The following is a 17,747-nucleotide window of genomic DNA, read 5'->3' on the forward strand; positions in this document are numbered from 1 at the left end:
TGACGGCGTCACGGTAGATTCGATCGACAATTCATGGACAATGGCTTCCGAAAAACTTCGACAAGTCGGGACCGCCGGTCCGCGACAGAGGAAGGCTAGGTGCCGGTCATGCAGCCATTCGAGCTCCCGGAATTCTACATGCCCTACCCGGCACGGCTGAATCCGAACCTGGAACGGGCCCGCGAGCACAGTAAAGCCTGGGCTTACGAGATGGAAATGATCGACGCGCCGCAGAACGGCGCCGTAATCTGGTGTGAGCGCGACTTCGACTCCCACGACTATGCGCTGCTCTGTGCCTATACCCATCCGGACGCGATGGGTCCGGAGCTTGACCTGGTAACCGCCTGGTACGTCTGGGTGTTCTACTTCGACGACCACTTCCTGGAGTTCTTCAAGCGTACCCGTGACATGGCTGGCGCCAGGGATTACCTTGATCGGCTGCGGGTGTTCATGCCGGTGGAAGGTGCGATCATCGAGACGCCGATCAATCCGGTGGAACGCGGCCTTGCCGACCTGTGGACCCGCACCGTCCCGGCGAGGTCCGCGGACTGGCGACACCGGTTCACGGACAGTACCAGGAACCTCCTGGACGAATCCCTGTGGGAACTTTCCAACATCAATGAGAGGCGGGTTGCCAACCCCGTTGAATACATCGAGATGCGGCGTAAGGTCGGCGGAGCCCCCTGGTCGGCGAACCTCGTCGAACACGCTGTGGATGCTGAAGTACCCGCCGAGATCGCCGCGACCCGGCCGATGCAGGTACTCAGGGACACTTTCTCCGACGGAGTGCATCTGCGCAACGACCTGTTCTCCTACCAACGCGAGGTCGAGGACGAGGGCGAACTCAGCAACAGCGTGCTGGTATTCGAACGATTCCTCGGCTGCGGAACCCAGGACGCCGCCGATGCCGTCAACGATCTGCTCACATCCCGGCTGCATCAGTTCGAGCACACCACCTTCACCGAGTTACCTCCGATCCTCGAGGAACACGGCATCGACCCGAAGACCAGAGCGGAGGTCCTGGCCTATGTGAAAGGACTACAGGACTGGCAGTCGGGTGGTCACGAATGGCACCTGCGGTCGAGCCGCTACATGAATGGCGGTTTCCAGGACGCGAGCGGCGTTCTGGGCGGTCCGACGGGCCTGGGTACCTCGGCGGCGCGCGTCGTGTCCTCGCTCGTCTCGACGGCACCGCAGAGGCTGAGGAGTTTCACGCACGTTCCGTACCAGGTCATCGGGCCGGTACGACATCCTGATTTCTACATGCCGTTTTCCACCGGGCAGAGCCCGCACCTGCACGTTTCGCGTCGCCACATCGTGGAGTGGGCACGTCGGATGGGGATGCTGGACCCGGTGCCCGGAATCTGGGACGAGCACAAACTCAAGGCGTTCGACTTCGCTCTGTGTTCGGCCGGGATCCACCCGGACGCGACCCCGGATCAGTTGAACCTGACGACGGGCTGGCTGACCTGGGGAACCTACGGGGACGACTATTATCCGGTGATCTTCGGTCGCACCCGTGACATCGGGGGAGCGACGGCATCCAACAAACGACTGTCGGAATTCATGCCGGTGGAGTCCACCGTTGTTCCGGTCCCCGTAAATGCGCTGGAACTCGGCCTTGCCGACCTGTGGGCCCGGACCGCGGAACCCATGACCGTAAGCGCGCGCCGCACCTTCCGCCATGCGGTCGAGGACATGATCGATAGCTGGTTGTGGGAACTCGCCAACCAGATGCAGAACCGTATTCCCGACCCGATCGACTACATCGAGATGCGCCGAAAAACCTTCGGTTCGGATCTCACCATGAGCTTGTCCCGGCTGGCTCACGGGCAGGCGGTGCCACCCGAGATCTACCGGACCCGGCCGATCAGAGCACTGGAGAACTCGGCTGCGGATTACGCCTGTCTGCTCAACGACATTTTCTCCTACCAGAAGGAGATCCAGTTCGAGGGGGAGATTCACAACTGCGTTCTCGTCGTCCAGAACTTCCTCGACTGCGATCTGAAAAATGCCGTCGGCATCGTCAACGATCTGATGACCTCCCGAATGCGCCAGTTCGAACATGTCGTCTCCACCGAACTGCCCGCTCTATTCGACGGTTTCAACCTGGACACCGATGCGCGTAGTACGCTGATTGGATACGCCGAGGAACTCCAGAACTGGCTGGCCGGAATCCTCGTATGGCATCAGGGAACCCATCGATACGAGGAATCCGAGCTGCTGTACCATCCGGCAGCCGGGGTACCGCCATTCGGTGGCCCCACGGGGCTGGGTACATCGGCGGCCCGCATCGGACAGCTCCACGGTATTGCGGTGTCATAGAGCGCCGAACGCGCAGGTGACCGCCTGGAAGCGCTCCGGCTGTGCGGAGATGCCGCAATCCGCACAGCCGGAGAAGAACACGGCCGGAGAACAGCACAGGCCGAAGGCGGGACCTGAGGGTCCGTCAGCGCCAGGCGGTCTCCGACACGGGGGAGCGGCCGATGAGTGGGCGCCACCAGGACTCGTTCTCGCGGTACCAGGCGACGGTGGCCTTCATCCCGTCGGCGAAACCGATCTCGGGTGCCCAGCCGAGCTCGTCGCGCAGCTTGGACGAGTCGAGCAGGTAGCGCCGGTCGTGGGACGGGCGGTCCGGCACGATTGTCTTCAGCGACCCCGGCAGGCCCAGCTCGGCGAGGATGGTGTCGGCGATGGTCTCGATGTCGGCCTCGACCCCGCTGCCCACGTGGTAGGTCTCGCCGACCCGTCCGCGCTCGAGTACCGCGTCGATGGCGCGGCAGTGGTCGGCGACGTGCAGCCACTCCCGGCGGTTGCGCACCGACGCATACAGCGGCAGGTTCTCGCCCTGTAGTGCCCGGGTCACGAACAGTGGGATGACCTTCTCCGGGAACTGGTACGGCCCGTAGTTGTTCGAACAGTTCGTGATGGTCACCGGCAGGTCGTAGGTGAGGCCGTAGGCGCGCACCGCGTGGTCACCGCCGGCCTTGGCCGCGTTGTACGGCGTCCGGGGCAGGTAGGGGGAGTCCTCGGTAAACGCGCCCGGATCGTCGAGGTCCATGTCGCCGTAGACCTCGCAGGTCGAGATCTGGTGAAAGCGTGCCACGCCGACGGTGCGGGCGGCCTCCAGCAGCGTCTGTGTCCCGATGACGTTGGTCGAGAAGAAGTCACCCGGACGGATGATCGCCAGGCTGTTGTGCGACTCGGCGGCGAAGTTGACCACGACATCGACCTGGTGCTCGCGCAGCAGCGACTCGATCAGCTCGCGGTCGCGGATGTCGCCGTGCACGAAGGTGATCGTTTCCAGGACGTCGGTGAGGTTCTCGCGGCAGCCCGCGTAGGTCAGGGCGTCCAGGGCGACCACCTGGTCTCCCGCGTGGTGCTCACGCCAGTAGCGGACGAAGTTCGACCCGATGAACCCGGCGGCCCCGGTCACCAGCAGCGTCGACATTGTGTGCGCGTCCCCCTTGAGAGAAGTCGAGGTCGGCGGCCCCCGGGGGGCCGTCCGGGCGCCAGCCTCTCATGCGGGGGGCTCAGCCCAGCCGGGTGACCGCGACGGTGACGCCCAAGGAGGTGGACGAACCGCCGGAGTAGACGCCGAGCAGGGGCGGGACGTCGTTGTAGTCACGTCCACGGGCGACGATCACATGCTGTTCCCCGACGGCGACGCCGTTGGTCGGGTCGAAGCCCCACCAGTCACCGAGCCAGCCCTCCACCCACGCGTGGCTCTGGCCGACGACGGTCTCGCCGACCGCGGCGTCGGCGGACGGGTGCAGGTAGCCGGACACGTAGCGGGCCGGCAGGCCCGCCGCCCGCATCAGGACCAGCGCCAGGTGCGCGAAGTCCTGACAGACACCCTCGCCCTGCTTCCACGCGTCCACCGCGGAGGTGTGCACGCCGGTGGTGCCGTGGCGGTAGGTCAGGCGTTCACGCACCCAGTCGCCGACGGCCGGCACGAACTCGTCCGGGGTGTGGCGTGCGGCGAGCTCGCGGGCGGTGTCCGCAAGTTCGGGATGGTCGGGGGCGGAGTGGCTCGGGCGGATGAACTCGACGAACCGGTCCGTGACCGGCTCGTCGGCAAGCGCCGTCCACCTCGGCACGTTGGTCGGGCGGCCCCGGCCGGACGCGGTCTGGACCACCGACCGGCCGGTGACGATCAGCTCCTGGTGCGGGCCGTGGATGTCGAACGCGGTGACCTGCGTACCCCAGTAGTCCCAGTAGCGGTAGGTCGTCGCGGCCGGTTCGGTGCGCACGTCCGCCTCGAGGGTGACCTGGCCGGACGCGGTCTGCGGGACGATCCGGGCCTCGTTGTAGGAGGAGATCACCGGGTTCCCGTACCGGTAACCGGTGGAGTGTTCGACACGGACCTGCCAGCTCATGCCGGCACCTCCGTCGCCCACGACCGCGGTGCGTCCCGGGCGAAGTAGCGGGTGGTGACCGCCTCGCTGACGGTGGAACAGGTGCGCTGCAGGGACACCAGCAGGTCGGGCATGTCGTCGACGAGCTCGTCCACGCTGCGGAACTCAAGTTCCGTGCGGGTCCGTCCGACGATCCGCCGTGCTTTGTCGTCGAGGGTGAACCGGGCCCGGCCACGGGCGCCGTCGAGTTCGGCGAGGATCTGTTCGGCCATGGACAGCGACCAGTACACCGACCGGGGGAACAACCGGTCGAGCAGCAGGAACTCGGCGACACGGCTGGCGTCCACCGCCCGCCGGTAGGTCCGCAGGTAGGCCTCGTGCGCTCCGCAGGAACGCAGCAGGCTCACCCAGCTCTGGGAGGCGGGATCCTCGCTGATGCTCGACGACAGCAGCCGGCCGGTCATGTCGACGCGTTCCAGGCTGCGGCCCAACACCAGGAAGCGCCACCCGTCGTCGCGGGCGAGTGTCGCGTCGACGAGACCGGCGAGCATCGCGGTGCGTTCCCGGATGGTGCGGAAGAAGACGTGCGGGCCGAGCCGGCGGGCGAGCTGTTCGGAGTGCGACAGGTCGTTCCAGGTCGCGTTCAGGCATTCCCAGACCTCGCTGGACACGACGTCACGGGCGCCGCGGGCGTTCTCCCGGGCGGCGCAGATCGCGCCGGTGATGCTGGAGGGGTTGTCCGGGTCGAACGCGAGCAGCTCGGTGACCCCTCGCGAGTCCGTCTCGCCGTCGGGTGCGGGCAGCCCCATCACGGCCAGTAGTTCCCGACCGGCGGACGCCTCGTCCAACCACGGGTCCTCCAGCACCCGCTGGACGTGGACGTCGAGGATGCGTGCGGTGTGTTCGGCGCGTTCGGAATAGCGGCCGATCCAGAACAGCGACTCGGCGACACGGCTCAGCACGGACGCACCACCACCAGCTGCCGCCGTTGCTGTTGTTGCTGTTGTTGCTGCTGGTCGGACGATGCGGACGGGCCGATGTCAGGGCCCTCGGCGACCGGTGGCGACATGCCCGCCGGCCGGTTGCGTATGGAGACGCTCTCGCGGGTGGACGCCTCCGGCGCGAGTACCCAGGTGTCCTTGGAACCGCCGCCCTGACTGGAGTTGACGATGAGGCTGCCGCGGGGGAGCGCCACCCGGGTCAGTCCTCCCGGCAGCACCCATATCTTCGTGCCGTCGTTGACCGCGAACGGGCGCAGGTCCACGTGCCGCGGCCCGAGCCGGTCATCGGCGAGGGTCGGCGAGGTCGACAGCCGCACGACCCGCTGGGCGATCCAGCCGCGGGGATCGGCCTCGATCTTCGCTCGCAGGGCGTCGAGTTCGGCGGCGGACGCCTGCGGGCCGATGACGATGCCCTTGCCGCCGGAGCCGTCCACCGGTTTGAGCACGAGCTGGTCGAGCCGTTCGAGCACGTGGGCACGCTGGTCGGGTTCTTCCAGGCGGTAGGTGTCGACGTTGGCCAGGATGGGTTCCTCGCCGAGGTAGTACCGGATGAGGTCGGGGACGTAGGTGTACATCAGCTTGTCGTCGGCGACGCCGTTGCCCACCGCGTTGGCGATGGTGACCCGGCCGGCCCGTGCCGCGTTGAGCAGCCCGGCGCAGCCGACCACGGACTCGGGACGGAAGTGCAGCGGGTCCAGCCAGTCGTCATCGATCCGGCGGTAGACGACGTGGACGGGTTTGTCACCCTCGGTCGTGCGCATAGTGACGTTGTTGTTGCGGACGGTGAGATCGCGTCCTTCGACGAGTTCGACGCCCATCTGGCGGGCGAGCAGGGCGTGCTCGAAGTACGCCGAGTTGTACACGCCAGGTGTCAGCACGACCACGGTCGGGTCTGCGACGTCCGGCGGCCCGGCGGCACGCAGGGCGTACAGCAGGTGGGCGGCGTAGTCCGCGACCGGGCGCACCCGGTGGGTGGCGAACAGTTCCGGGAACACCCGGGTCATCGCGCGCCGGTTCTCGACCACGTAGCTGACCCCGGACGGGACGCGCACGTTGTCCTCGAGGACCCGGAATCCGCCCTGCTCGTCACGGATCAGATCGATGCCGCTGACGTGCGCGCGGACGCCGTTCGGCGGGTCGATGCCGTGTGCGGCGCGGTGGAAGTGCGCGCTCGACAGCACCAGCCGGCGGGGGACGATGCCGTCCTCCAGCACTTCGGCACGCCCGTAGACGTCGGCGAGGAACGCCTCCAGGGTCCGTATCCGCTGGGTGATCCCCCGTTCGATGATCTCCCACTCCGGATTGTCCAGCAGGCGCGGGACCAGGTCGAGGGGGAACGGCCGTTCCTCGCCGAAGAGGTTGAAGGTGATACCGGCGTCGCGGAACGCCCGGTCGAGCGCGGCCTTGCGGCCGGCGAGGTCACTGCTGCTGAGCGGTTGCAACGCGTCGTAGAGAGAGGAGTACACCCCCCGAGGGGTGTCGGGGGCTTCGAACACCTCGTCCCACGCAGCCGTGGCCTCGGCCTCCGCCGCATACCCTTCGAACAGGTCCGCCACGGCTTGAGCCTAGATTGCCCGTGTTACCACCACATGACGGTTCTCCTGACCCGCAAGGTGTGGAAGTGACCATTCCGGCTTCCGCCGGAGGCCGGGGAGGGCCGAGGTCCGTGCCGGGTGCGTAACCGTACTCTGGGACAATGGGCTCGGTGGTGACGTTCGCAGCGTCGAGGTCCGCCGTCCTAGAAAGTTCCCGGCGTTGACGTTCACGGCTTCGTGAGAGGCCGTGACGCGGGCCGTGCCGTCCTGCTGCCGCGTTTGCTGACGTCTTCCCGGAAGGCCACGTGCACATATGATCATCGCGTCCGATCTGGAGTTGCGGGCCGGCGCCCGCACACTCATCGAGGCGGTGTCGTTCCGCATCCAACCGGGTGACCGGATCGGGCTGGTCGGACGCAACGGCGCGGGCAAGACGACCCTGCTCAGGACCCTCGCCCGCGAGACCCTGCCGTTCGCCGGCAAGATCGACGTTCGCGGTGAGCTGGGCTACCTACCGCAGGATCCCCGGGCCGGCGACCCCGCGGACACGGCTCGTGACCGGGTGCTGTCCGCCCGTGGCCTCGACGCGTTGCTGCGTGAGATGGAGAAGCTCCAGCTGGAGATGGCGGAGCTGGTCGACGAGGCCGCGCGGGACACGGCCATCCGCCGCTACGGTCGCCTCGAGGAGCGCTTCGGCACCCTCGGCGGGTATGCGGCCGAGGCCGAGGCGGCCCGGATCTGCTCCGCGCTGGGGCTCGCAGACCGGGTGCTCGGCCAGCAGCTCGGGACGCTGTCCGGTGGCCAGCGGCGCCGGGTGGAACTGGCTCGCATCCTGTTCGCCGGGGCCGGTGACAACGAGGCCACCCTGCTGCTCGACGAACCCACCAACCATCTCGACGCCGACTCGATCGTCTGGTTGCGCGAGTTCCTGCGCTCCCATGACAGCGGGCTGGTCGTCGTCAGCCACGACGTCGACCTGTTGGACCGCTGCGTCAACAAGGTCTTCTACCTCGACGCCACCCGCGCCGCCCTCGACGTCTACAACGTCAACTGGAAGACCTACCTGTCGCAGCGGGAGCTCGACGAGCGTCGCCGCCGCCGCGAGCGGGCCAACGCCGAAAAGAAGATCGACGCGCTGAAGGTCCAGGCCGACAAGATGCGGGCCAAGGCGACCAAGGCCCGCGCCGCCCACCAGATGGACCGTCGCGCCGAGCGGCTCGCCGCCGGGCTCGCCGCGGTACGGGTCGCCGACCGGGTCGCCAAGCTGCGTTTCCCCGACCCGGCCCCGTGCGGACGCACCCCGCTGACCGCAACCGGGCTGTCCAAGTCCTACGGGTCGCTGGAGGTCTTCGCCGGGGTGGACCTGGCGATCGACCGCGGTGCGCGGGTCGTCGTGCTCGGCCTCAACGGTGCCGGTAAGACGACGCTGCTGCGGATGCTCGCCGGTGTCGAGGTCCCGGACACCGGCGAGGTCCACCCCGGTCACGGGCTGCGGCTCGGCTACTACGCGCAGGAGCACGAGACCCTCGACACCAACCGGTCGGTGCTGGACAACATGCGTGCCGCCGCGCCCGGTACCTCCGACGTGGAGCTGCGGCGCATCCTCGGCGCCTTCCTGTTCAGCGGGGACACCGTCTCCCAACCGGCCGGCACGCTGTCGGGCGGGGAGAAGACCAGGCTGGCGCTGGCCGGGCTGGTGTGCAGCGCCGCGAACGTGCTGCTGTTGGACGAGCCGACCAACAACCTCGACCCGGCGTCCCGGGACGAGGTACTGGCCGCCCTCGCCACGTTCCGGGGGGCGGTCGTGCTGGTCACCCACGACCCGGGCGCGGTCGAGGCGTTGGCGCCCGACAAGGTGCTCATGCTCCCGGACGGCGTCGAGGACTCCTGGTCCGCGGAGCTTCTCGAGCTGATCACGCTCGCCTGACCGGATCCGGCCACACCGAACCGGTTCACCCGGCGGCCGGTTCACCCGGCGCCAACTGTCGAGGAGTGCTGCATCAGGATGGTCGCGTGAGCACGGAAGGCGGCACAAAGGCGGTTCTGGCCGCGCTGACGGCCAATCTGGGGATCGCGGTGGCGAAGTTCGTCGCGTTCCTCATCACCCGGTCGTCGTCGATGCTGGCCGAGTCCATCCACTCGGTCGCCGACTCCGGAAACCAGGCCCTGCTTCTGCTCGGCAAACGGCGCGCCACCCGGCCGGCCGACGAGGAGCACCCCTTCGGCTACGGCCGGTCCCGTTACATTGCCGGTTTCCTCGTCGGGATCGTGCTGTTCAGCGTGGGTGGGCTGTTCTCGGTCCACGAGGGCGTGGCGAAACTGCGCCACCCCCACCAGCTCGACAGCGCGGCGGTGGCGGTCGTCGTCCTGCTCGTGGCGATCGGCCTGGAGGGATTCTCCTTCCGCACCGCCATCCGCGAAGCCCGTCACCTCAAGGGCGACGCCTCGTGGTGGGGGTTCGTCCGGGGTGCGCGCGCCCCTGAACTGCCCGTGGTGCTCCTGGAGGACCTGGCCGCGCTGGTCGGTCTCGCGCTGGCCCTCGGCGGGGTCGGTCTCACCGTCGTCACCGACGATCCGGTCTGGGACGGCGCGGGTACCCTCGCGATCGGCATCCTGCTGCTCGTGGTCGCGGTCATCGTGGCGGTCGAGACCCAGGCGATGCTGGTCGGGGAGGCCGCTACCCCGGCGATGGTCGCTACCATCCGCGGCGTCCTCGTGGGGTCGCCGCACATCACCCAGGTCATCCACGTGCGCACGCTGCATCTGGGACCCGACGAGCTGCTCGTGGCCGCCAAGATCGGACTGGACGTCGAGCTGACCGTGCCCGCTGTCGCCCGTGCGATCGACGACGCCGAGGCGCGGCTGCGGGCCGCCGTGCCGATCGCGTGCCGGATCTACCTTGAGCCCGACATTCCACACCAGCGCGAGCAGCAGCCGATCGCCGGCCGGCCCGAGTCCCCGCGGGTCGCCGGCACGGGCGGGCCCCACTGACCGGTCTCACCGACCGGTCTCACCGACCGGTCCCACTGACCGGTCTCACTGACCGGCCCCACCGGCGAGCGGGTCAGGGTGATCCGGGCAGGCAGGCGCGGGCGACGATCGCGGTGAGAGCTCCGACGCCGGTCAGGCCCAGCGGCAGGGTTCCCGCCCGAGCGGTGTCGCCCGGACCGTCCGGGCGAGGGTCGGGCGCCAGCGCCGGTACCAGCAGCCAGCAGTAGAACGGCAGCCAGGCCCGTGCCGCCTCCCCCGGAGCAAGGCCGGTCAGCATCCCGAATCCGATCGCGGCGACCGCGCCGAGCAGAAGGGGCCAGCCCGGCGTGAGCCGAACGCGCCGCGCCGCGCGCACGACCAGCGGCCCGCAGGCGACCAGGACGACCGCCAGGCCGACCGGAACGAGCGTCATCCATCCCCGGCCGGCCGTGGTGGAGCCGGCGGCCCGGGTACCTGCCACGGCGAACCCGTCCGGCCAGGAGTAGCCGCAGAACGCGGCGAGTGAGAGCGGCACCAGGAAACACGCCCCTGTGATCATGTTGAGCAGTGGTCGTCGGCGGACGAAGTACGTTGCGACGACCGCGATGCCAAGCCAGGGCACCCCGTAGTTGAACAGCGTGGCCATGCCGAGCAGCAGGCCGGATGCCGCGGACCACCCCAGCCGTCGTCCCGGTTCGGAGCCGATGACCCCGAAGGTGACGAAAGCGGCGGCCAGCGTCGCGGCCACGCCGTCCACCGACGCCACCATCCACACCGCCCAGGGCGCGAGCGCCAGTATCGGGACCAGCCGGCGGGCAGCGGTCTCGTGGCACAACGACCGGACCGCGATCGCGGCGAGGGGGAGCGCGGCGGCCCCCAGCGCCGTCAGGACGAGGCCCAGCGTGCCGGGTGCGGTGATCCCTAGCCGGGTCAGTGTCCACAGCAGCAACGCCGGTCCAGGGGGGTGGGAGCGGGTGTCGGAGCCGTAGGCGGACGCGTGGCCGGTGAACGTCCGCAGGAAGCCCAGCGGATCGTGGTCCACGGTCCCCAGCTCCGCCAGGTAGCCGTCCGGGCCGCTGAGCGGGCCGCTGAGGCCCGTCCGGCCGGCTGCCGCCAGGGCCACCGTCCATCCCAACGACGCGACGTAACCCGCGAGGAGGAGCCGGCCCCACCGCATCCGGCTATGGACACCGCGCCATGCGCCGACGACGACCACGGCGGCGACTGCCGGGGCGAGGAGGGACACCGGTGAGAAATGCGGACGTCGGGCCGCGGTGAACGGTACACCGGAGAACATCTCCGGCAGCGGTTCCAGGCCGCGGCCGCCAGTGCGCAGCAGCGCGGTCAGACCCAGGCAGGAAATTACCGCCCCGATCCACATCGTGATTTCCACGAACCGGGTGGGGTCGAGGCTGCGGGAGGACAGCCGGGGCATACGTCCGCGGGTACCCGCCATCCGAGTACCCGCCATCCGGGCGGCAAGCCGGACATCGGCCGCCTTCACAGCCGCCTTCACGGCTGCTTGTCCGGCGCGATGACCACATGTGCACCGTAGCCACGGCGGCAGCGCCGCGAACAGGTGGTGCACGATGTTCACCGGCGCGGATTCGACGATGTTCGTCGCGACGCGCCGTGACCCCTGTCGGACCAGGCAGGGGGCATTGGGGACACTGGTCTTCGCTGACGTTGGCGGACGCGTCGTTTCACCCGTTCCGGTGGGCGAAACGGCGTCGGGACCCGTGGCCGGGCGATAGCGGCTCGGCGGCGGGAAGAAGGGAAAGACGAGTGCAACCGGGTGACCGGTCGCGTGTGCAAAAAGGATCAGTGTGATGGATCACATGCGCTTCGAGTGGCGCGTTCACCGCGACTGAGTGAAGATCGGTTCGCAGATCATCTATCACGGAGGGGGCCACATTGGCCGAGCTTAGGAAAGGAACCCGGATCACCGGCGCGGAGCGCGACAAGCTTGCATCAGAGCTTCGGAAGAAGTATGAGGCTGGGCAGAGCATCCGCCTCCTCGCCGAGTCGTCGGGTCGTTCGTACGGGTTCGTTCACCGGATCCTCTCGGAGTCCGGTACGACTCTGAGAGGTCGAGGCGGCGCTACCCGAGGCAGCAAGAAGAAGAGCGCCTGACCATGTCGGTTCCGGCCGCCGCCGATCTGGCGGCGGCCGGTCTGGTCCTGACGATCGACGGCCCGAGGGTGACCATCGCCGTCGATCGCCAGGATCGCGTCATCGCGGGCGTTACCGCGGGTGCGTCGGTTCTGTCCGCCGCGTTCGCGGACATCGGACGATCCCTGCCGGGCAACGTCCGCCTGGTTGTTCTGCGGGTCGTCGGGGGCCCGCCGCCGTCCGGTCATCCCCGGGTTGATCCGGGGGTTCACGACGGGTTGGACGGTGCCGACGAGGATCTCCTGACCGAATGGCAGGCCGCGTTCGGCTGGTTGTCCCGCCCCGACCTGTTCAGCATCGCGGTCGTCAGCGGGTACGCCGTTGACGGTCTTCATCTTGCGCTCGCCTGTGACCTGCGTGTTCTCTGCGACGACGCGTATCTGACCCTGACCGGCATACATCGGGGCCGCATTCCGGCGTTCGGCGTCTCCCACGCCCTGGTCGACCTGGTCGGTTACGGTCGGGCGCTGGACCTCTGTGTGACGGGACGCGGGGTTCGCGCCCCGGAGGCCGTCGCGTTCGGGCTGGCGGACCGGGTGGCAGCCCCGGCCGATCTCGGCCGAGCAGTGGAGGATCTCGCTGCCGCGCTGCTTGCGGCGCCGCGGGAGCCGGCTATCGAGGTGAAGGCGTTGTTGCTCCGAAGCCGCGAACGGTCCCGGCCGGATCAGCAGCGCGCTGAGCGGGATGCCCAGTTGCGCTGCTCGTGGGAGACTGAGCCACCTGCGTGACCGCTCGGGAATGACTCTCCGCCTCGCTTGCTTACAGTGTTGCAGTTGTAATAGCTGGCTGTGGGGGTCGACTGATGAGATTCGAAGCGGGCGGGTCGCCCATGAGCGCTCGGGCGTTCCAGCGTGACCGTTCGGTCGCGCATCAGAAGCTGCGGCCAGGCACCCTGCGCAGGATCGCCGGGTTCGCGCGTCCGTACCGGCGGATGCTCCTGGGCTTCCTCGCCCTGATCGTGATCGATGCGGCCCTCGGCGCGACGCCCCCCCTGATCTTCCGGGCGATCATCGACGAGGGCATCATCCCCGGCCGGGTGGGCATCGTGGAGGCGCTGGCCGCGCTGGTCGGGGTGATCGCCCTGGTCGACGCGTTGCTGGCACTCGCGCAACGGTGGTTCTCCGCCCGCATCGGCGAAGGTCTGATCTTCGATATGCGGGCCCGTGTCTTCGACCATGTCCAGCGCCAGCCCCTCGCCTTCTTCACCCGCACCCAGACGGGTGCCCTGATCTCACGGCTGAACAACGACGTCCTGGGTGCCCAGTCGGCCTTCACCGGCACGCTGTCCTCGGTCCTGTCCAACTTCGTCTCCGTCGGTTTCGTGCTCGCCGCGATGATCGTGCTGTCCTGGCAGATCACGCTCGTCTCACTGGTCCTGCTGCCGGTGTTCATCGTCCCGGCCCGGCTGCTCGGCCCGAAACTCGCCGCCCTCACCCGCGAGGGCTACGGGCTCAAGGCCGATATGAACACCACGATGACCGAGCGCTTCAACGTGTCCGGGGCGATGCTCGCCAAGCTCTACGGCCGCCCGTCGAACGAGAACGGCGGGTTCCAGGCGAAGGCCGGCCGGGTCCGTGACATCGGCATCACCCAGGCCATGTACGGCCGGATCTTCTTCGCCTCGCTGACCCTCGTCGGGTCCCTGGCAACCGCGATCGTCTACGGGGTGGGTGGCCGGTTCGCGGCCGAGGGCGCGCTGCAGGTCGGCACGGTCGTCGCGCTGACGTCCTACCTCTCGCGTCTCTACGGCCCGTTGACCCAGCTGTCGAACGTCAACGTCGACGTGATGACCGCGCTGGTCTCCTTCGAGCGGGTGTTCGAAGTGCTTGACCTGGTGCCGGCGATCTCCGACCGGCCGGGCGCGGTCGATCTGCCGTCAGGACCGGCCACGATCGAGTTCGACGACGTCGGGTTCGGGTACCCGGCGGCGGCCGATGTGTCGCTCGCGTCCCTTGAGTCCGTGGCGGTGCTCGACCGGCGCTCACCCGAGCCCGTCCTGCACAACGTCTCGTTCCGGGTCGAATCCGGTGAACTGGTCGCGCTGGTCGGTCCGTCCGGTGCGGGCAAGACGACGATCAGCCAGTTGGTGCCCCGGATGTACGACGCGCGCACCGGCACGGTTCGCATCGGTGGCCACGACGTCCGCGACGTCACCCTCCAGTCGCTGCGGGACACCGTTGGCGTCGTCACCCAGGACGCGCACCTCTTCCACGACACGATCCGGGCGAACCTCGCCTACGCCCGGCCGGAGGCGACCGACGAGCAGATGTGGTCCGCCATGGACGCGGCCCAGATCTCCACTGTCGTGCGGGCGCTGCCGGACGGTCTCGACACCGTGGTCGGTGACCGTGGCTACCGTCTCTCCGGCGGTGAGAAGCAGCGGCTGGCCATCGCGCGGCTGCTGCTGAAGGAGCCCTCGATCGTGGTTCTGGACGAGGCCACCGCCCACCTCGACAGCGAGTCCGAAGCGGCGGTACAGCGCGCGCTGACCACGGCTCTGGAGGGCAGGACGTCGCTGGTGATCGCGCACCGACTGTCAACGGTTCGTGATGCCGACCGAATCCTCGTGATCGACGGCGGGCGGGTGGTCGAAAGCGGGCGGCATACGCAGCTGCTGGCCTTCGGTGGCCTGTACGCCGAGCTTTACCGCACCCAGTTCGACGGTCAGCGCCCGGCGCAGCCGGCGGCCGTCTGACCCGTTCGGTCCCTCGCCCGGGCCGCCCGGGCCGTCCGGGCCGTCCGGGCCGTTGTTCGGGGACGGCCGGCGACCGGGGACCGGCGCGCCGACCGTCCCGCCGGCTAGCCCGGCTGCGCTTTGCCGCTGTCGGTCGGCGTGTTGTCGGCCGGGGCGTCGCTACGGACAGCGTCCGCCTCCGGCTCGTCGTTCGGAAGGGCGATGTCGACATCGCCGGATGGATGGCGGTGGATCGCCGGGTTTTCGGTCATCTGCCTGCCCGCCGTGACCAGGGACGTTGCTTCACTTGCCGACCTCCGCGCGCTCTGGGGAGCTCGTCCGGGGGGACCGTCCGGCTCCCGTGCCGCCGTCCCGCTACGGTTCCTGCCCGCGCCGTCCGTAGCGGTGCAGACGCAATCGATCATACGCCGGTCGGTCGCATACCGCAGGTGGCAGACAGGAGGGTCTTTTTTCCTGTAGACGTAATACGTTCCGAGTGTCGATCGACGGAAAACGGGGGTGGGGTCGAAGTCGCCCCAGCTGTTTCCTAGGCTTATCTCGTGTCTCGCCGCGCGAAAATTGTATGTACACTCGGTCCCGCCACGAGCTCGCCTGAGATGATCAAGTCTCTGGTCGAAGCCGGGATGGACATTGCCCGCCTCAACCTGTCGCATGGCTCACATGAGCAGCATGCCGAAATCTACCGGCGCATCCGCGCCGCCGCCGACGCTGCCGGACGCAGCGTCGGCATCCTCGTCGACCTCCAGGGCCCGAAGATCAGACTCGGGAAGTTCGGGTCGGGGCAGGTCACCCTGCTTCCCGGCCAGCAGTTCACGATCACGACCGACGACGTGGTCGGCGACCAGCACCGGGTCGGAACCACCTTCTCCGGGCTGACCTCGGATGTGTCCAAGGGGGACAGCATCCTTGTCGACGACGGCCGACTGGCGCTCGAAGTCACCGATGTGATCGGCTCCGACGTCCACACCACGGTTGTCATCGGCGGTCCCGTCAGTGACAACAAGGGGATGAACATCCCCGGTGCGGCCCTCGGCGTACCCGCGTTGACCGACAAGGACACCGAGGATCTCCGCTTCGGCCTCGGACTGCCCGCCGACATGATCGCCCTGTCGTTCGTCCGGTCGGCCGCCGACATCGAGAAGGTCCGGGCGGTGATGGACGAGGTCGGGGTACGCCTTCCCGTCCTCGCCAAGATCGAAAAGCCGCAGGCCGTGGACCAGCTCGAGGAGATCGTGGAGGCGTTCGACGGTGTGATGATCGCCCGTGGTGACCTGGGTGTGGAGCTGCCGTTGCAGGTAGTGCCACTTGTGCAGAAGCGCGCCGTGTCCTGGGCGCGTGAACGCGCGAAGCCTGTGATCGTTGCCACCCAGGTGTTGGAGTCGATGGTCCACGCTTCCCGCCCCACCCGGGCGGAGGCCAGCGACTGCGCCAATGCCGTTCTGGACGGCGCCGACGCGATCATGCTGTCGGCGGAGACCAGCGTGGGTGAGTATCCGATCGAGGCCGTGGCCACGATGGCCCGAATCATCGAGACGGCCGAGGTGGATCTCGCCCGCATCCCGCCGCTGCGTACCCGTCCGCGTACGGTCGGTGGTGCTCTGGCGGAAGCCGCCGCGAACGTCGGCGGTGCCATGGGCGCCCGCTACCTGGTCGCCTTCACCCAGAGTGGCGACACCGCACGTCGCCTCGCCCGTTACCGCAGCCCCATCCCACTGCTCGCCTTCACGCCGGTGCCGGCCGTCCGCAGCCAGCTGGCGCTGTTGTGGGGCGTCGAGACCTTTCTGGTCCCGTTCGCGCACAGCACCGACGAGATGGTGCGGCAGGTCGACAGCGCACTCGTCCAGCTGGAACGTTGCAGACCCGGCGAGCTTGTCGTCGTCGTGGCCGGAACCCCACCCGGCGTAGCCGGGATGACCAACACCATCCGGGTGCATCGCATCGGTGAGGAGGTCTAGAGCCGATCGGAGGCGGTGCGATCATGGCATTGTTCGCACCACCCTGGAAACGTCCCATGCCCTGGACATGTGCCAACCGATCGGGTGAACGTGTGGGTATGGCTGTATACGACGTGTTGTGCGGCGGCTACTGCTGCGGTGCGGGCATTCCGGTTCGCGTTGGACCTGACCCGGCCCAGGTGACCCGGGAGTGTGCGCGATGACCGAGCAGCCGCCGCCGCAGCGACCTCGCCGGACCGGTCCGGAGGCCGATCGGCAGACGGCCTCCGGCTCCCCCCCGGCCGAGAGCCCGTCCGAAACCGACCGTGGGAAGAGGACTTTCGTACCTGCGGGGGTACGACCGCCGCGAACCGGCCCCGCCGGGGCCGCGCCTTCTTCCGGGGCCGTTGCGCCGCCGAGCGTTGCGCCGCCGCCGAGCGTTGCGCCGCCGCCGAGCGTTGCGCCGCCGAGCGGGCGGGGCAACGGCGGGCGGAGCAGTCCCGACGGGCCGGTTACCGGCAGACCGGCGGCCGGGGGCCAGCCGCAGCCGGCTTCTCCACCGGTGGATCGGGGGGTGCACGCGGCACCGAACCAACGGCCGGCGACATCCCCGCGTCCCGCGGCAACGACCGGTATGCCTACCCCAACCGGTCAACGCGGCAACGTGCTGTCATGGCAGGGATCGGTCATGCGGCCGGTGATGCGCCCTTCACCCGACCATGCTCCGGTCCGACCGAGGGAATCGGAGGGCATCCGGCCGGTTGACGGACAGCCCGCCGAGGTCAAGCCGATCGAAGCGAGGCCGGTAGAAGCGAGGCCGATCGAAGCGAGGCCGGTCGAAGCGAGGTCGGTCGAAGCGAGGCCGGTCGAGGTCAAGCCGACCGATGCAAGGCCAGGGGCTGGCACGCCGGCCGGGGCCACGGACTTCGCCGGCCGTCCCGCCCGGCCTGGGCCGGTGCGACCCCACCCGGAGCGTCCACGGGATTCGCCGGGATTCCGGCCGGTGTCTCCGCCTGTTGCGGGGCCGTCCGCGCCCGTGGACCAGCCCCGATCACACGGGCCGCGCCCGGACGGCTTTCCCG

Annotated in this window: 13 protein-coding genes; 7 read left to right on the forward strand and 6 right to left on the reverse strand. The window is 68.8% G+C overall.

Annotated features, from left to right (window positions below):
- The first annotated feature begins 108 nt into the window (after positions 1-108).
- Positions 109-2,325 carry a family 2 encapsulin nanocompartment cargo protein terpene cyclase gene (locus tag NBW77_RS03955; RefSeq protein WP_131746372.1) on the forward strand — a complete coding sequence of 739 codons (2,217 nt, stop codon included), beginning with the start codon at positions 109-111 and terminating at the stop codon, positions 2,323-2,325.
- 124 nt (positions 2,326-2,449) lie between these two features.
- Here the strand turns inward: NBW77_RS03955 and rfbB are convergent, their stop codons facing one another.
- The 4 genes from rfbB to NBW77_RS03975 all read right to left on the reverse strand — a co-directional run bounded on the left by rfbB (position 2,450) and on the right by NBW77_RS03975 (position 6,915).
- Positions 2,450-3,451 carry a dTDP-glucose 4,6-dehydratase gene (gene rfbB / locus NBW77_RS03960; protein WP_250279292.1) on the reverse strand — a complete coding sequence of 334 codons (1,002 nt, stop codon included), beginning with the start codon at positions 3,449-3,451 and terminating at the stop codon, positions 2,450-2,452.
- Between the two features lie 82 nt (positions 3,452-3,533).
- Positions 3,534-4,379: a transglutaminase family protein gene (locus tag NBW77_RS03965; protein ID WP_131746373.1), complete on the reverse strand. Its 846-nt coding sequence runs from the start codon at positions 4,377-4,379 to the stop codon at positions 3,534-3,536.
- Positions 4,376-5,320, reverse strand: coding sequence for an alpha-E domain-containing protein (locus NBW77_RS03970; RefSeq protein WP_131746374.1), 945 nt, complete (start codon positions 5,318-5,320; stop codon positions 4,376-4,378). Before NBW77_RS03970 ends, NBW77_RS03965 begins: the two co-directional genes overlap by 4 nt.
- The gene (locus tag NBW77_RS03975) at positions 5,314-6,915 is read right to left on the reverse strand and encodes a circularly permuted type 2 ATP-grasp protein (protein ID WP_131746375.1); all 1,602 of its coding nucleotides are present in this window, start codon (positions 6,913-6,915) and stop codon (positions 5,314-5,316) included. Before NBW77_RS03975 ends, NBW77_RS03970 begins: the two co-directional genes overlap by 7 nt.
- A 292-nt stretch (positions 6,916-7,207) precedes the next feature.
- Between NBW77_RS03975 and NBW77_RS03980 the strand changes: the two genes are divergently transcribed.
- Both NBW77_RS03980 and NBW77_RS03985 read left to right on the forward strand, forming a co-directional pair.
- Positions 7,208-8,821, forward strand: a complete 1,614-nt coding sequence (locus NBW77_RS03980; RefSeq protein ID WP_131746376.1) for an ABC-F family ATP-binding cassette domain-containing protein — start codon at positions 7,208-7,210, stop codon at positions 8,819-8,821.
- A gap of 86 nt (positions 8,822-8,907) precedes the next feature.
- A complete protein-coding gene (locus NBW77_RS03985) occupies positions 8,908-9,885 on the forward strand; it encodes a cation diffusion facilitator family transporter (protein ID WP_131746377.1) in 978 nt (325 codons plus the stop codon).
- A gap of 73 nt (positions 9,886-9,958) precedes the next feature.
- Here NBW77_RS03985 and NBW77_RS03990 read toward each other — a convergent pair whose 3' ends face one another.
- Entirely contained in the window at positions 9,959-11,380 is a 1,422-nt protein-coding gene (locus NBW77_RS03990) for a hypothetical protein (RefSeq protein WP_131746378.1), read from the reverse strand.
- A gap of 398 nt (positions 11,381-11,778) precedes the next feature.
- Here NBW77_RS03990 and NBW77_RS03995 point away from each other — a divergent pair, with 398 nt between their 5' ends.
- The 3 genes from NBW77_RS03995 to NBW77_RS04005 all read left to right on the forward strand — a co-directional run bounded on the left by NBW77_RS03995 (position 11,779) and on the right by NBW77_RS04005 (position 14,731).
- Positions 11,779-11,997: a helix-turn-helix domain-containing protein gene (locus NBW77_RS03995; protein ID WP_013873150.1), complete on the forward strand. Its 219-nt coding sequence runs from the start codon at positions 11,779-11,781 to the stop codon at positions 11,995-11,997.
- 2 nt (positions 11,998-11,999) lie between these two features.
- Positions 12,000-12,764 (forward strand): enoyl-CoA hydratase/isomerase family protein, encoded by a 765-nt coding sequence (locus NBW77_RS04000; RefSeq protein ID WP_131746379.1) that lies wholly within the window; start codon positions 12,000-12,002, stop codon positions 12,762-12,764.
- 74 nt (positions 12,765-12,838) lie between these two features.
- On the forward strand, positions 12,839-14,731 hold the full coding sequence (locus tag NBW77_RS04005) for an ABC transporter ATP-binding protein (RefSeq protein ID WP_131746380.1): 1,893 nt from the start codon (positions 12,839-12,841) through the stop codon (positions 14,729-14,731).
- Positions 14,732-14,835: 104 nt separating this feature from the next.
- On the opposite strand, the gene NBW77_RS04010 is transcribed toward NBW77_RS04005, so the two are convergent.
- Positions 14,836-14,982 (reverse strand): hypothetical protein, encoded by a 147-nt coding sequence (locus tag NBW77_RS04010; protein ID WP_165486008.1) that lies wholly within the window; start codon positions 14,980-14,982, stop codon positions 14,836-14,838.
- 288 nt (positions 14,983-15,270) lie between these two features.
- On the opposite strand from NBW77_RS04010, the gene pyk reads away from it, so the two are divergent.
- A complete protein-coding gene (pyk, locus tag NBW77_RS04015) occupies positions 15,271-16,686 on the forward strand; it encodes a pyruvate kinase (protein ID WP_131746381.1) in 1,416 nt (471 codons plus the stop codon).
- Positions 16,687-17,747 lie beyond the last annotated feature (1,061 nt).

Origin of the sequence: Frankia sp. Cppng1_Ct_nod (genome assembly GCF_920656135.1) — a bacterium.
In the GTDB taxonomy this organism is placed as follows: Bacteria; Actinomycetota; Actinomycetes; order Frankiales; family Frankiaceae; genus Protofrankia; species Protofrankia meridionalis.